Below are 14933 nucleotides of genomic sequence, written 5' to 3'. Positions count from 1 at the left end.
GCCGGTCCGGGGCACAAAACAACCCCCGGGACCGGCGCAGTGGATCCCGGGGGCTGGCTAGGAAGCGGCGAGGGTTCAGACTCGGCGCAGTACCGCGACGACCTTGCCGAGGATGGTCGCCTCGTCACCGGGGATCGGCTGGTAGGCGGCGTTGTGCGGGAGCAGCCAGACGTGCCCGTCCTCGCGCTTGAAGCGCTTGACCGTGGCCTCGCCGTCGAGCATCGCGGCGACGATGTCGCCGTTCTCCGCGACCGGCTGGCGGCGGACCGTGACCCAGTCCCCGTCGCAGATCGCGGCCTCGATCATCGAGTCACCGACGACCTTGAGGACGAAGAGCTCGCCGTCGCCGACGAGCTGCCGGGGGAGCGGGAACACGTCCTCCACCGACTCCTCGGCGAGGATCGGGCCGCCGGCCGCGATCCGGCCGACCAGGGGCACGTACGAGGCGGCGGGCTTGCCGGTGGTGTCCGTGGGCTGCGAGCTGGGCTGGTCGGAGCCGCGGACCTCGTACGCCCGGGGGCGGTGCGGGTCCCGGCGCAGGAAGCCCTTGCGCTCCAGGGCCATCAGCTGGTGGGCCACCGACGACGTGCTGGACAGGCCGACCGCCTGGCCGATCTCACGCATCGACGGCGGGTATCCGCGCCGCTGCACCGAGTCGCGGATGACCTCGATGACCCTGCGCTGCCTGTCCGTGAGCCCGGAGCTGTCGGCGCGGATGCCTGGAGGTCGGCCCGGCAGCGAGCGCGCGGGGCGCGCGGGCTCCGGCTCCGGGTTCAGACTTGCGTCGTTCATGGGATGCACCGGCTCGAGTCGGCTCTGGGAGCGGTTCTGGGCAGTGATGGTGGCACTGTCTGCTGTGGTGGTCACGTCGGCGGCCCCTCTCGAAATGTTCTCCCTAGCTGGACAACGGTAGTTGCTTTCGAAAGGTTGCGCCAAACACACGTTCGAGTGAAAAATCGGGGATCGTCCAACCTGGGCACATCAAGGGGTGTATGGACGATCGGGTCGCCGAATGCGGGTTCGGTCCGGCATCCGCTGTTTACGGTACCCTTCCCGCTCGGATCGCCAGCCTCCGGTCCTGTGCCCAGTGTGGCACCGGGAAGGCCTCCGTCCGGGCATCGTGTGCGCCGACACGCGGAACGAAGTAAATCCACCACAACCCAAGATCTAGTGGTTGGATGAGCGCTGCCGCCCAGAAGTTGTGGTCCCCGGTCCGCCGAGGCCCTCGGCATCGCATATGCTGGTGGCTGCTTCGCGAGCCCCCGACCGAGACCCGTCCCGGTCGTTCAGGGGCCCCGCGGGGTGATTCAGTCGTGCCAAGAGGGAGGGTGAGGGAACCATGCACTGCCCCTTCTGCAGGCACCCCGACAGCCGCGTCGTCGACAGCCGCACAACGGACGACGGCACGTCTATCCGCCGGCGCCGTCAGTGCCCCGACTGCTCCCGTCGCTTCACGACGGTGGAGACGGCCTCGCTGATGGTGATCAAGCGCAGCGGGGTGACCGAACCCTTCAGCCGTACCAAGGTCATCTCCGGCGTGCGCAAGGCGTGCCAGGGACGGCCGGTCACCGAGGACGCCCTCGCCAAGCTCGGCCAGCGGGTCGAGGAGGCGGTGCGCGCCACCGGGAGCGCCGAGCTGACCACCCACGACGTGGGTCTGGCCATACTCGGCCCGTTGCAGGAGCTCGACCTGGTCGCGTACCTGCGGTTCGCGTCCGTTTACAAGGCGTTCGACACGCTCGAAGACTTCGAGACCGCCATCGCGGAACTCCGCGTGCCGCGGTCTCACCCCCAAGAGTGCGAGACCGGGGGGACCGCTCCGGTCCCCGTGCCCGCCTCCGCCGCCGACTGACCGGGCGGCCGCAGCGCAGCGCGGCCGCGGCCCGGGACAGCCAGGCGAAGAAACGTAGATACAAGACAGGCCGTGCCGCGGAATAACGCTGGCACTTTAGGGCGTTTTTGCCCGCATATGGGAGGAAGCGGCATGACAGAGACGGCGAGCGGCTCGGCACGAGGTTCCCGCGCCAAGGGGACCAAGACTGCCAAGAGCGGCCTTCGGATCGAGCGCATCCACACCACGCCCGGCGTACACCCGTACGACGAGGTGAGCTGGGAGCGCCGTGACGTCGTCATGACCAACTGGCGCGACGGGTCGGTGAACTTCGAGCAGCGTGGCGTCGAGTTCCCCGACTTCTGGTCGGTCAACGCGGTCAACATCGTCACCAGCAAGTACTTCCGCGGGGCCGTCGGCACCCCGCAGCGCGAGACCGGTCTCAAGCAGCTCATCGACCGCATCGTGAAGACGTACACGAAGGCCGGCGAGGACTACGACTACTTCGCGTCCCCCGCCGACGCGGAGATCTTCGAGCACGAGCTGACCTACGCCCTCCTGCACCAGATCTTCAGCTTCAACTCCCCGGTGTGGTTCAACGTCGGCACGCCCCAGCCGCAGCAGGTCTCCGCCTGCTTCATCCTCGCCGTCGACGACTCCATGGAGTCGATCCTCGACTGGTACAAGGAAGAGGGCATGATCTTCAAGGGCGGCTCCGGCGCCGGCCTGAACCTCTCCCGCATCCGCTCCTCCAAGGAGCTCCTCTCCTCCGGCGGCAACGCCTCCGGTCCGGTCTCCTTCATGCGCGGCGCCGACGCGTCCGCCGGAACGATCAAGTCGGGCGGCGCCACCCGCCGCGCGGCCAAGATGGTCGTCCTGGACGTGGACCACCCGGACGTCGAGGACTTCATCGCCACCAAGGTGAAGGAAGAGGAGAAGATCCGCGCCCTGCGCGACGCGGGCTTCGACATGGACCTGGGCGGCGACGACATCACGTCCGTCCAGTACCAGAACGCCAACAACTCCGTCCGCGTGAACGACGAGTTCATGACGGCCGTCGAGAACGGCACCGAGTTCGGCCTGCGCGCCCGCATGACCGGCGAGGTCATCGAGAAGGTCGACGCCAAGGCGCTCTTCCGCAAGCTGGCCGAGGCCGCGTGGGCCTGCGCCGACCCGGGCATCCAGTACGACGGTGTGATCAACAACTGGCACACCTGCCCCGAGTCCGGCCGCATCACCGCGTCGAACCCGTGCAGCGAGTACATGCACCTGGACAACACGTCCTGCAACCTCGCCTCGCTGAACCTGATGAAGTTCCTGAACGACGACGGCAAGGGCAACCAGTCCTTCGACGCCGAGCGCTTCGCCAAGGTCGTCGAGCTCGTCATCACCGCGATGGACATCTCCATCTGCTTCGCGGACTTCCCGACGCAGAAGATCGGCGAGAACACCCGCGCCTTCCGCCAGCTGGGCATCGGCTACGCCAACCTCGGCGCCCTGCTGATGGCGACCGGCCACGCGTACGACTCGGACGGCGGCCGCACCCTCGCCGCGTCGATCACCTCGCTGATGACCGGCACCGCGTACAAGCGCTCCGCCGAGCTGGCCGCCATCGTCGGCCCGTACGACGGCTACGCCCGCAACGCCGAGGCGCACAAGCGCGTCATGAAGCAGCACAGCGACGCCAACGCCGTCGCGCCGCGCACCGACGACCTGGACAACTCGATCTGGGCCGCGGCCACCGAGGCCTGGCAGGACGTCCTGCGCCTCGGCGAGAAGAACGGCTTCCGCAACTCCCAGGCCTCCGTCCTCGCGCCGACCGGCACCATCGGTCTCGCGATGTCCTGCGACACCACCGGTGTCGAGCCGGACCTGGCCCTGGTCAAGTTCAAGAAGCTCGTCGGCGGCGGCTCGATGCAGATCGTCAACGGCACCGTCCCGCAGGCCCTGCGCCGCCTGGGCTACCAGGAGGAGCAGATCGAGGCGATCGTCGCGCACATCGCCGAGCACGGCGTGGTCGTCGACGCCCCGGGTCTGAAGACCGAGCACTACTCGATCTTCGACTGCGCCATGGGCGAGCGCTCCATCTCCCCGATGGGCCACGTCCGGATGATGGCCGCGATCCAGCCCTGGATCTCCGGCGCGATCTCCAAGACGGTCAACATGCCGGAGTCGGCGACCGTCGAGGAGATCGAGGAGATCTACTTCGAGGCCTGGAAGATGGGCGTCAAGGCGCTCGCGATCTACCGCGACAACTGCAAGGTCGGCCAGCCCCTCTCCGCGAAGAAGAAGGAAGAGGAGAAGGAGGAGGTCACCGCCAAGGCGGAGGACACCATCCGCGCGGCGGTCGAGAAGGTCATCGAGTACCGTCCGGTCCGCAAGCGCCTCCCCAAGGGCCGCCCGGGCATCACCACCTCCTTCACGGTCGGTGGCGCCGAGGGCTACATGACCGCGAACTCCTACCCGGACGACGGCCTGGGCGAGGTCTTCCTGAAGATGTCCAAGCAGGGCTCGACCCTCGCGGGCATGATGGACGCCTTCTCGATCGCCGTCTCGGTCGGTCTGCAGTACGGCGTCCCGCTGGAGACGTACGTCTCGAAGTTCACGAACATGCGCTTCGAGCCGGCCGGCATGACGGACGACCCGGACGTGCGGATGGCGCAGTCGATCGTCGACTACATCTTCCGCCGCCTGGCGCTCGACTTCCTGCCCTTCGAGACCCGCTCGGCGCTCGGCATCCACACCGCCGAGGAGCGTCAGCGTCACCTGGACACCGGCTCGTACGAGCCGCTCGAGGACGACCTCGACACGGAGTCCCTGGCCCAGTCGGCCCCGCTGGCCGCCGTCCCGTCGGCGCCGAAGCCGGTCGCGGTCGTCGACGTCCAGGCCCCCAAGACGGCGCACTCCAACGCCGAACTGGTCGAGATGCAGCTCGGCGTCTCCGCCGACGCCCCGCTGTGCTTCTCCTGCGGTACGAAGATGCAGCGCGCCGGCTCCTGCTACATCTGCGAGGGCTGCGGCTCGACCAGCGGCTGCAGCTGACACGGCTGAACACCGCTCCTTGAGCGGCTGACGAGGCGGGGACCGGCACATCGTGCCGGTCCCCGCCTCGGCGTGTTCCGGTGAGCGCCGTGACGCCGGTCGGGTCCTCCCCGGCGCGGGTTGGTGCGCAGGGCGGTCAAGGGGATCATGGTGCGGGGGCGGGCGAGCGCCGCCGGGATGTGCCGGGAGCCGAGACGGCGGCCGGGGCGGATGGGAGACGGGGGAGACATGTGGAGCGGTGAGCTGCTGGATCTGGACGCCTATCTGGCACGGATCGGATACGACGGACCGGTCGGGGAGGACGGGGAACTCCGGCCGGACCTCGGGACGTTGTACGCAGTGCACCGGGCCCACACCGGTGCCATCGCCTTCGAGAACCTGGACGTGCTGCTCGGCCGCCCCGTCGAGTTGGGCGTCAAGGCTCTGGAGGACAAGCTCGTGCACGGCCGCCGAGGCGGCTACTGCTACGAGCAGAACTCCCTGCTGGCCGCCGCCCTGGAGCGGATCGGCTTCGAGGTCTCCGGGCGCGGCGCCCGCAACCGCACCCGGGGGGACACCCTGCTCGCGGTGACGCACGCCGTCCTCGTCGTCACCGTCGACGGCGAACCCTGGCTGTGCGACGCCGGGTTCGGCCACCAGGGGCCGCGCGAGCCCGTCCCGCTCGCGCGGCCCGGAGCCGAAGTGGTGCAGGGGGAGTGGACGTACGCCGTCCGCGAGGAGGAAGAGGGGATTCTCGCGTTGTCCATCCTGCGCGAGGGCATCTGGCGGGACCTGTACGCGTTTTCCCCGCAGCGCTACCACCCCGTCGACTATGTCCTGCTCAACCACTACAGCTCCACCCACCCCCGGTCCGTATTCGTCGCGCGGGTGATCGTCCAGCACCCGGGCGACTCCGTCCACCACCCCGTGCGCCGGGCGCTCGTGGGGCGGGAGCTCAACCGACTGCACGCCGACGGGCGGGTCGAGCGGCGCTCCGTGGAGCCCGACGAGCTGCTCGCGCTGCTCGACCGGGAGTTCGGGCTTCGGCTGTCCGGGCGGGATGCGGAGGAACTGGTGCGGATCAACCGCGCTGGGGACTGACCGGGGCAGCGCCGGGCCCGTACGATGGCGCGGTGCTGGTCAAGTGGATTCGCTGCACGGTGACGGACCGACGCGGGTTCGAGCGCGGGCAGCGCAAGTGGGCGGGGCTGCCTGGCGAGCCGGGATTCCGGGGACAGGGCGGCGGTTGGAGCCGGGGGCGTCAGGGGGTCGCGCATGTTTTCGCGTTTTGGGAGAGCCGTTCGTTCTACGACTCCTTCATGGCCCGTTCGCACGACCGGCTGGCCGCGTCCCAGACCGGGACGTACACGAACGCGCGGGTCACGCTCTTCGACCACCGCTTCGACGTGAAGACCGGCTTCGAGCCGCGCTTCACCGACGCGGACGTCGTGCGGGTCGCCCACACCCGGGTGCGGGAGGGTCGCGTGGACCACTTCGCCCTCATGCAGGAGAAGGTGTGGAACCCGGCGATGGCCGGCTCACCCGGAATGATCCGGGGCCTGTTCGGGGAGGCACCGGGCCGGGAGTTCCTGGTGCTCTCGATGTGGCACGCCGCCGCCGAGCACGGCAAGTACCGGCAGGAGCGGGTCGAGCGGCTCTCGCTGCGCGCCCAGACCGAGGCCGACGTGGAAGCCCTCACCGGTGACGTCGTCGACCTCGAACCTTCCTGGACGGTATGACCGTAGGACGATCGGCGGGCCGACCGGCGAGCCCGGGTGCTCGGCCCGTCGGCCGCCGCATAGGGTCGGGGGATGGCACGACCACGGCGCATCGTCCTTGTCCGGCACGGGGAATCGGAGGGGAATGCCGATGACACGGTGTACGAGCGGGAACCCGACCACGCCCTGCGGCTCACCCCCCAGGGCCGCGGGCAGGCCGCGGAAGCGGGCGAACGACTGCGCGAGCTGTTCGGGGAAGAGGCCATCAGCGCGTACGTCTCCCCCTACCGCCGGACCCTCCAGACCTTCCGGGAGCTGCGGCTGGACCCGTCGCGGGTCCGGATGCGCGAGGAGCCGAGGCTGCGCGAGCAGGACTGGGGGAACTGGCAGGACCGTGACGACGTACGGCTGCAGAAGGCGTACCGCGACGCGTACGGGCACTTCTTCTACCGCTTCGCGCAGGGGGAGTCCGGCGCGGACGTCTACGACCGGGTCGGTTCCTTCCTGGAGAGCCTCTACCGCAGCTTCGAGGCCCCGGACCACCCGCCGAACGTGCTGCTGGTGACGCACGGGCTGACGATGCGGCTCTTCTGCATGCGCTGGTTCCACTGGTCGGTGTCCGAGTTCGAGGCCCTGTCCAACCCCGGGAACGGCGAATTCCGGGTGCTCTTGCTGGGTCCGGACGGCCGCTACCGCATGGACCGCCCATTTGAGAGGTGGACCACACCGGAGCCTTATGACCTGGACGGCTAAACTGACGCGGGATGACCGCTCACTCCGCTTCCGAAAGGCGCTACGCACGCGCCATGGCCAGCCTCCGCGGGCTGGCCCTGGGTGACGCCCTGGGCTCCCAGTACTTCGTCCCCGTGAACTACCCCCTCCTCAAGCGCCGCGAGCTGCCCGTCGGCGGCGAGACCTGGCAGTGGACCGACGACACCGAGATGGCCTGCTCGGTGGTGGCCGTCCTCGCCGCGCACGGGCGCATCGACCAGGACGCCCTGGCGAGCTCCTTCGCCCACCACCACGACTTCGACCGTGGCTACGGTCCCGCCGTCAACCGGATGCTCCGCCTCGTCCGGGAGGGCGAGGACTGGCGCACGCTGGCCGCCGAGCTGTTCAACGGGCAGGGCTCGTGGGGCAACGGCGCGGCCATGCGGATCGCACCGCTGGGCGCCTGGTACGCCGACGATCCGGAGCAGGCCACGCACCAGGCGGAGATCTCCGCCTACACCACGCACCAGCACCGTGAGGCGGTGTGCGGTGCCATGGCCGTGGCGGCGGCCGCCGCGCTGGCGGCGGATCCGGCCGGTCCGCCCAAGGCCGGCGACCTGCTGGACGGGGTGATCGCACTGGTGCCGCGCAGCGCCGTCGGAGCCGGGCTGCGGCGGGCGCGGGACATGCTGGACTACGGCGACGCCACGACGGTCGCGGCGGTGCTGGGCTGTGGCCGACGGACGAGCGCGCACGACACCGTGCCGTTCGCCCTGTGGTCGGCAGCGCGATCGCTGGACGACTACGAGCGGGCGTTCTGGACCACCGCGCAGGTGGGCGGGGACGTGGACACGACCTGCGCCATCGTCGGCGGGGTACTGGGAGCACGCGGCGACGCCGTGCTGCCGACCGCCTGGCTGGCCCGTACGGAGGCCCTGCCGGCCTGGCTGCCGGAGACGGCGGCGCGCTAGGGCCGGAGGGCCGGCGACATGGGCCTCTGCGATTGTCACGGTCCTGCCACAGCGGACTTCCGGCCGGGCTGACACCGCACGTCACGGGCCTAACCTGTCGGCGCTGCCGCCTCCGTCGTGACGACGAGGGCGGCCGACAGGGGAGGGGAACCCGATGTCAGAGAACACCGACGGCGAGCCCGGCGACGAGACCGGCGGCCCGCCTGCCGATCCCGGGCAGCCGGCCCGGCCGACCGGTGACCCGGAGGCAGCCGCCGGCCGGCCCGCCGCCCCGGCGCAGGCCGCCCGCCGGCCCGCGGGTGGGGCCGGCGAGGGGCCGCCGCCCGGGTGGGACCCCCAGGCGTGGCAGGCCTACCAAGTCCGCCGGCAGCGGGCCAAGTCCGGGGCGTGGTCCATCGTGCCGCTGGCTTGGGCCGAAGCCGCACGACCGGAGCCGGCCGGGCCCGTACCCACCGCCGTGCTGCTCGCCGCCGCGGCGGCCGGCCTCGCCTCGGGTCTGTTCCTCGGTGACGGCCTGGGCCTCGGGCTGCTGCTCGCCGTCGTGCCCGCCGCGGTCGGCGCGTACCTCGCCGCCCGGGTGGCGGGGCGCCGTGCGCGGCCCTGGAGCGTGGCCTGGGTGGTGGGCTGCACCGCCCTCCTCGCCGTACCCGCCCTCCGTGACGCCGACTGGCCCTCCACCCTGGCCCTGCTGGCGGCCGTCCTGCTCGGCGCGCTGGCCCTGCACGGCAGCCGCACCTGGCCCGGTGTCCTGCTCAGTCCGTTCGGCTTCGTCGACTCCACCGTGCTCGGGATCCGCTGGGCCTGGAACGGGCTGCGCTCGCGCGGCAGCGGGGTCGACCGCGCCCGCTGGCTGCCCGTGGTCAAGGCCGCCGCCGTGGCCCTCGTCCTGCTGGTGCTGTTCGGCACGCTGTTCGCCTCCGCCGACGCCGCCTTCGCCGACCTGCTGGACGGGCTCACCCCGGAGATCTCCCTGGGCGACGGACCCGTACGCCTCGTGCTCTTCCTGTTCGGAGCCGCCCTCGCGCTCGCCGCCGCCCGCGCCGCCGCCGCGCCCTCGCGCTGGGACCGCATCCGGATCGCGCCCGGCAAGGCCCGCTCCCGCGTCGAATGGGCGCTTCCCCTCATCGTGCTCGACCTGCTCTTCGCCGGCTTCAACGCCGTCCAGCTGGCAGTCCTGTTCGGCGGCTACGACAAGGTCCTGCAGAGCACCGGGCTCAGCTACGCCGAATACGCCCGCCAGGGTTTCTGGCAGCTGCTCTGGGCCACCCTGCTCACCCTCGCCGTGATCGCGATCGCCCTGCGGTGGGCCCCGCGTTCCGGAGCCGGTGACCGCCGCTTCGTCTGCGTCGTGCTCGGCACGCTGTGCGCCCTGACCCTGGTCGTGGTCGCCTCCGCGCTGCGCCGCATGGACCTGTACGTGGACGCGTACGGGCTGACCCGGCTGCGCGTGTCGGTGGCGGCGATGGAGCTCTGGCTCGGGCTGGTGATCGTACTGATCATGGCCGCCGGGGTGTTCGGCGCGCGCTGGCTGCCGCGCGCTTTCGCGGCCGGCGCGGCCGCCGCCGTCCTGGCCTTCGGGCTGCTGTCCCCGGACGGCGTGGTCGCCGAGAAGAACGCGGCCCGCTTCGAGCAGACCGGCAAGCTCGACCTGGCGTACTTCCAGTCCCTGTCTGCGGACGCCGTGCCCGCGCTGGACCGGCTGCCGGAACCCCGCCGCTCCTGCGCCCTGCGCGGGATCAACAACGACCTGTCGAGCCGCGGCGAGGTGCCGTGGTACGCGATGAGCCTCGGCGAGTACCGGGCCCGCCGGATCCTCCGCGAGCGTCCGGTGACGGCTTCGTACGAGGTGTGCCGCACCCTGGGCACCTTCCACAGCCGCATCGAGTAGCCGCCGGAGCCGCCCGAGACGTACGGGGGCCCCGGCGCGGGACCACCTCGCGCGCCGGGGTCCCCGTACGCCGCGCCGCGGAGCTTCAGGCTGCCGGACCGGCCTCCGCGACGGCGCCGTTCAGGGCCTCCAGGTCGCTCTTGCGTACCCGGATCACCAGCAGCGCGGTGGCCAGGGCGATTCCGGCCATGGCCACGGCCGCGATGAACGCGGTGGAGATCCCCTGGGTGAGGACGAGGTCCCCCCAGGGGTCGGGAAGCCGCCCGGTCTCCTTGAACGCGGCCATCTGATCGGGGTCCGCGTGGGCCATGAAGTCCGGCACCTGCTTCGCGCCCTCGTTCCGGCTGGCCGTGCCGAAGACGGTGACGAGGATCGACAGGCCGAGCGAGCCGCCCACCTGCTGGCTGGCGTTGAGCAGCCCGGAAGCCGCGCCCGCCTCCCGCTGGGCGACCCCGGAGACGGCGGTGAGGGTGAGCGTCACGAAGTTCAGGCCCATGCCGAAGCCGAAGAGCAGCATCGGCCCGAGCACCCCGGACACGTACGAGCTGTCGGTGCGGATCGAGGTCAGCCAGGCGAGGCCGGTGCCGGTGAGGGCGGATCCGGCGACCATGAACGGCTTGGGGCCGAAGCGGGGCAGGAAGCGCTGCGAGAGCCCGGCGGCGGTGACGATCGCGACGGTCACCGGCAGGAAGCCGAGCCCGGACCGGATGGGGGAGAAGTCCAGCACGTTCTGGACGAACTGGACGATGAAGAAGAACATTCCGAACATCGCGGCGGCGAGGCCGAGCATGATCAGGTAGGTGCCGGCGCGGTTGCGGTCGGCGAACATCCGCAGCGGGATGATCGGCTCGTGGGCGCGAGACTCGACGGCCACGAAGAGCCCGAGCAGGACGACGGCCACGGCGAAGGAGACGAGGGTGCCCCCGTCGCGCCAGCCGTCCTCGGACGCGCGGATGAATCCGTAGACGAGGGAGGCCATGCCGCCGGTGGAGGTGAGGGCCCCCGCGATGTCGAAGCGGCCCGGGTGGCGCTCGGACTCGGTGATGTAGAGCGGCGTGAGCACGGCGATCAGCAGGCCGATCGGCACGTTGACGAAGAGCACCCAGCGCCAGTCGAGCCACTCGGTGAGCATGCCGCCCGTCAGCAGGCCGATCGCGCCGCCGCCCGCGGAGACGGCGGCGAACACGCCGAACGCGCGGTTGCGCTCGGGGCCTTCGGCGAACGTCGTGGTGATCAGGGCCAGCGAGGTCGGCGAGGCGATCGCGCCGCCGACGCCCTGGAGGGCGCGGGCGGCCAGCAGTTGCCAGGGCTCCTCGGCGAAGCCGCCGAGGAGGGAGGCCAGGGTGAAGAGCAGGATGCCGGTCAGGAACACGCGGCGCCGGCCGAGGATGTCGCCGGCCCGGCCGCCGAGCAGCAGGAGGCCGCCGAAGGCCAGGGTGTACGCGCTGATCACCCAGGACAGGTCGGTGGTGGAGAAGGAGAGGGCGGTCTGGATGTGCGGGAGCGCGATGTTCACGATCGTCGCGTCGAGGACGACCATGAGCTGACAGGCGGCGATGACCGCGAGTGCCACGCCGGGCCGCCCTTCCCGGCGGGCCGCGCCCGGTATCCGGGGCGTGGCGAGTGGAGAGCTTTTCACCGAGGATCCCCCCATAGTGAAAGAGTGAACGCAGCCGTTCACTGCGGCCCCACGGTAGGAGTCCCCGGTTAGTGAACACAACCGTTCACTAAGGCTGAAAATGCGTACGAGGGGCGCGTGGGCGGGTCGAAGGCGGAGGCGATGGTGGGTTCGCGCTGGTCGGTGGCGTCGCCGGGTCGCAGGCGGGGTCCGGAGCTCGAACGGGCGATTCTCGACGCGGCGTTGGAGCAGCTGAGCACGGTCGGCTGGAACGGGCTCACCATGGAGGGTGTCGCGGCCCGCGCGCGCACCGGCAAAGCGGCGGTGTACCGGCGGTGGCCCTCGAAGGCCGACCTGGTGACCGAGGTGCTGCGGGCCGGTCTGCCGCCGATGGGTGAGATCGCCGACGGTGGATCGGTCCGGGGGGACTTCCTCCGGTTGTGTGTGCGGATGCGTGACGTGATGGAGTCGCGCGCTGGTCAGGCGCTGCGTGCGGTCCTTCACGAATGCGACCGCGCCCATGCGGGCCGGTTCCACGACGTCGTCCGGGCCGGGCTGCACGAGCCGGCCCATCGCCTGATCGGGGAGCTTGTGCAGCGCGGGATCGAGCGGGGAGACGTCCGGCCGGACGCGGCGAGTCCGTTCGTCGTCGACGTCATTCCGGCCATGATGATGTACCGCGCGAAGGTGTGCGGGAGCGAATGGACGGATGCGGACATCACGGAAATGATCGATCGGGTGATGGTGCCGCTGCTCAGGGCGTGAGACGCCGTACGGACTCCACCCGGGGCGGGGTGTGCAGGCGGCGCAGGGCGGCGTACCCTTGCTGGCGCCATGCCGTACGAAGCACCCACCCACACCGTCGAACGCTCCCTCCGTGCAACCACCGGCGCCAAGGTCATCGCCGGGGTCGACGAAGTCGGACGAGGGGCCTGGGCCGGTCCCGTCACCGTGTGCGCGGCGATCACCGGTCTGCGCCGGCCGCCCGCAGGTCTCACCGACTCCAAACTGCTCACCCAGAAACGACGCGACGCGCTCCTCGACGTCCTGGAGGACTGGGTCACCGCTTACGCGCTGGGGCACGCCTCCCCGGAGGAGATCGACGCACTCGGGATGACGGCCGCCCTGCGGCTCGCCGCGGAGCGCGCCCTGGAGGCGCTTCCCGTGCGGCCCGACGCGGTGATCCTCGACGGCAAGCACGACTATCTCGGCGCGCCCTGGCGGGTCCGTACGGTGATCAAGGGCGACCAGTCCTGCGTCGCCGTCGCGGCCGCCTCGGTGATCGCCAAGGTCAGGCGCGACCGGATGATGGCCGAGCTCGGCCAACAGGGCGGCGGATGCGTGGAGTTCGCCTTCGGCGACAACGCCGGATATCCGTCGCCGGTGCACCGGGCCGCGCTCGAGGAGCTGGGGCCCACCCCGTACCACCGGCTCTCGTGGTCGTACCTCGACGGGCTGCCCAAGTGGCGGCACCTCAAGAAGGTGCGGCGCAGCGAGGAAGCGACGGAGCTGGAAAACGGAGGCCAACTCGGCTTCGATTTCTGATCGCACCCACGTGCCACCCGCCGGTACGTTTCGTACCGGTGTTTGATAGACATCAACTCATGCCTCTCACCCCCGAGGAGCCTCAGATTCACGAGAGTGCCCAGGGTCCCCGCGTCACGCCGGCCGCGAGCCGCACCGCGCAGACCCCCCGCCCCGTACCTGGTCCGCGTCCCGCCGCCGTCCCGCGGCCCGGACGCCCCGGTCCCTCCCCCGCGGCGGCGAGCCGTGCGGGCGGGGCTCCCAGGCCCGTACCGCCCGCGCAGCGTGCGCCGCAGGCCACCCCCGGACCCGTAGCCCCCACCGCACCGTCCGTCTCCGCGGCGGTGCCCCAGATCCAGCTGATCCCGGCCTCTGCCGAGGGTGCGCTGGACGCGGCCGAAGAGGCCGTCGACCTGCTGCTCGACACCGGGCGCGCGCCCGGTGACATCCTCGTGCTCACCACCGGCGACCCGCACCCGTGGGCCGCGCACGAGCTGTCCTTCGGCGAGGCCGCGTACTGGGCCCTGCACGACGCCGGGGACGACGTCTTCTACGCGGACGCGGCGCAGGTCCAGCGCGCCGCGGGCCGTCCCGTCGTGGTCTTCGCGGCCAACGGCGGACCGGCCGGGGCGACCGCCGCCGCCCTGCCGACCGCCTTCGCGCGGGCCGGCGCCCTGCTGATCGTGTGCGGCGACGCACAGCAGATCAACGCCGTGCTGGGCACGGGCGTCTGACGCCCCGTACCCGGCGCGGGCAAGGGGCGGGGCCGGTCGGACCGGCCCCGCTGAAGCCCGAGGCCTGACCAGCCGTACGCCCGATCCAGGGTGTACGGCCGTGAGGGCTGCCCGCGTACGGGAACGGCGCGCGGGCGGGCTTCGGCGTCCCGCGGCCTTCGGCGTACCGGCCTTCGGAGTCCCGCGGCCTGCGGTGCGCCGCGCGGGCTGCGCCCGGCCGGGGCTCCCGGCGTGCGGCGCGTCCTCAGCGTGCGGCGGTACGGCTCCGCATGACCTCGGTCGCGGCGCCTCCGGTGCGCAGGGCCACCGCAGGGAATTCGGCCACGGTGTCGCCGAGGTGCTCGGGCCGAGAGTCGGAGCTGGGATGCCTGCCGCCCCGGCCCTCGCCCAGTACCTGCCAGCCGCCGCGGGTCAGCGTGATGTACGCGCCGCAGCGCAGCCCGTGCAGGGTGCAGGCGTCCCGCAGCCCCCACATCCAGGCGCCGTCCTCCTCGGTCCACCGCTCGTCGCCCTCGCGGCAGTACAGCAGGACCGCGGTCCGCACCGGGGTCCGGCGCCGCAGGTCGTGCGGGATGACCCGGCGCAGCGCCGCGAGCAGGGCGTTGCGGTAGTCCCAGCCGTCGGCCGAGGCCGAGCGGCGGACGAAGGAGGCGCTCGCGACGAGCCGCTCCTCGGGGCCGAGCACGGCGATCACCGCGGTCGATGGCGCCGGGCCGTGCCGGGAGTGCAGCCCGTGGACGACCTCGCGCGGATTGCGCAGCAGGGGAATGCCCGCCGCGGTCCACTCGGAGGGCTCCAGCAGTCTGCCGTGCCGGCTGGCGGCGCCGGCTGCCATTGTCAGTGACGACGTCGAGGGCGGGGCGAATCCGAAGGCCACGGTCCTCCCTTCGGGTTGTACGCCCGCGGACGGGCACAGC

General features: G+C 71.6%; 13 protein-coding genes. 10 read left to right on the top strand and 3 right to left on the bottom strand.

Annotation, left to right across the window (positions count from 1 at the left end):
• Positions 1-75: 75 nt before the first annotated feature.
• Positions 76-867: a transcriptional repressor LexA gene (gene lexA / locus K7B10_RS12295; protein ID WP_030859621.1), complete on the bottom strand. Its 792-nt coding sequence runs from the start codon at positions 865-867 to the stop codon at positions 76-78.
• Between the two features lie 472 nt (positions 868-1339).
• On the opposite strand from lexA, the gene nrdR reads away from it, so the two are divergent.
• The 7 genes from nrdR (at position 1340) to K7B10_RS12260 (ending at position 10140) form a co-directional block, all read left to right on the top strand.
• A complete protein-coding gene (gene nrdR / locus K7B10_RS12290; protein WP_229336137.1) occupies positions 1340-1852 on the top strand; it encodes a transcriptional regulator NrdR in 513 nt (170 codons plus the stop codon).
• 132 nt (positions 1853-1984) lie between these two features.
• The gene (locus K7B10_RS12285) at positions 1985-4873 is read left to right on the top strand and encodes a vitamin B12-dependent ribonucleotide reductase (RefSeq protein WP_229336136.1); all 2889 of its coding nucleotides are present in this window, start codon (positions 1985-1987) and stop codon (positions 4871-4873) included.
• A gap of 228 nt (positions 4874-5101) precedes the next feature.
• Complete coding sequence (locus K7B10_RS12280; RefSeq protein ID WP_229336135.1) at positions 5102-5953, top strand: arylamine N-acetyltransferase family protein; 852 nt, start codon at positions 5102-5104, stop codon at positions 5951-5953.
• Positions 5954-5985: 32 nt separating this feature from the next.
• Positions 5986-6591 (top strand): YdbC family protein, encoded by a 606-nt coding sequence (locus K7B10_RS12275; RefSeq protein WP_030859610.1) that lies wholly within the window; start codon positions 5986-5988, stop codon positions 6589-6591.
• A gap of 72 nt (positions 6592-6663) precedes the next feature.
• On the top strand, positions 6664-7323 hold the full coding sequence (locus K7B10_RS12270; RefSeq protein ID WP_229336134.1) for a histidine phosphatase family protein: 660 nt from the start codon (positions 6664-6666) through the stop codon (positions 7321-7323).
• Between the two features lie 11 nt (positions 7324-7334).
• On the top strand, positions 7335-8252 hold the full coding sequence (locus K7B10_RS12265; protein WP_229336133.1) for an ADP-ribosylglycohydrolase family protein: 918 nt from the start codon (positions 7335-7337) through the stop codon (positions 8250-8252).
• Between the two features lie 154 nt (positions 8253-8406).
• Positions 8407-10140 carry a DUF4153 domain-containing protein gene (locus K7B10_RS12260; RefSeq protein WP_229336132.1) on the top strand — a complete coding sequence of 578 codons (1734 nt, stop codon included), beginning with the start codon at positions 8407-8409 and terminating at the stop codon, positions 10138-10140.
• A gap of 85 nt (positions 10141-10225) precedes the next feature.
• On the opposite strand, the gene K7B10_RS12255 is transcribed toward K7B10_RS12260, so the two are convergent.
• Positions 10226-11779, bottom strand: coding sequence for an MFS transporter (locus tag K7B10_RS12255; protein ID WP_229336131.1), 1554 nt, complete (start codon positions 11777-11779; stop codon positions 10226-10228).
• A gap of 141 nt (positions 11780-11920) precedes the next feature.
• Between K7B10_RS12255 and K7B10_RS12250 the strand changes: the two genes are divergently transcribed.
• From K7B10_RS12250 to K7B10_RS12240, 3 genes are all read left to right on the top strand, one after another.
• Positions 11921-12523 carry a TetR/AcrR family transcriptional regulator gene (locus K7B10_RS12250; protein WP_229344963.1) on the top strand — a complete coding sequence of 201 codons (603 nt, stop codon included), beginning with the start codon at positions 11921-11923 and terminating at the stop codon, positions 12521-12523.
• A gap of 69 nt (positions 12524-12592) precedes the next feature.
• Positions 12593-13303, top strand: a complete 711-nt coding sequence (gene rnhB, locus K7B10_RS12245) for a ribonuclease HII (RefSeq protein WP_229336130.1) — start codon at positions 12593-12595, stop codon at positions 13301-13303.
• Between the two features lie 59 nt (positions 13304-13362).
• Positions 13363-14016, top strand: a complete 654-nt coding sequence (locus K7B10_RS12240) for a hypothetical protein (protein WP_229336129.1) — start codon at positions 13363-13365, stop codon at positions 14014-14016.
• Between the two features lie 244 nt (positions 14017-14260).
• On the opposite strand, the gene K7B10_RS12235 is transcribed toward K7B10_RS12240, so the two are convergent.
• Complete coding sequence (locus K7B10_RS12235; protein WP_229336128.1) at positions 14261-14893, bottom strand: hypothetical protein; 633 nt, start codon at positions 14891-14893, stop codon at positions 14261-14263.
• Positions 14894-14933: the final 40 nt, after the last annotated feature.

The sequence above is a fragment of the Streptomyces flavotricini genome (assembly GCF_020639365.1).
Taxonomy (GTDB): Bacteria; Actinomycetota; Actinomycetes; order Streptomycetales; family Streptomycetaceae; genus Streptomyces; species Streptomyces flavotricini.
The sequence above is the reverse complement of the archived record's forward strand: the minus strand, read 5'-3'. Positions and strand labels throughout refer to the sequence as shown.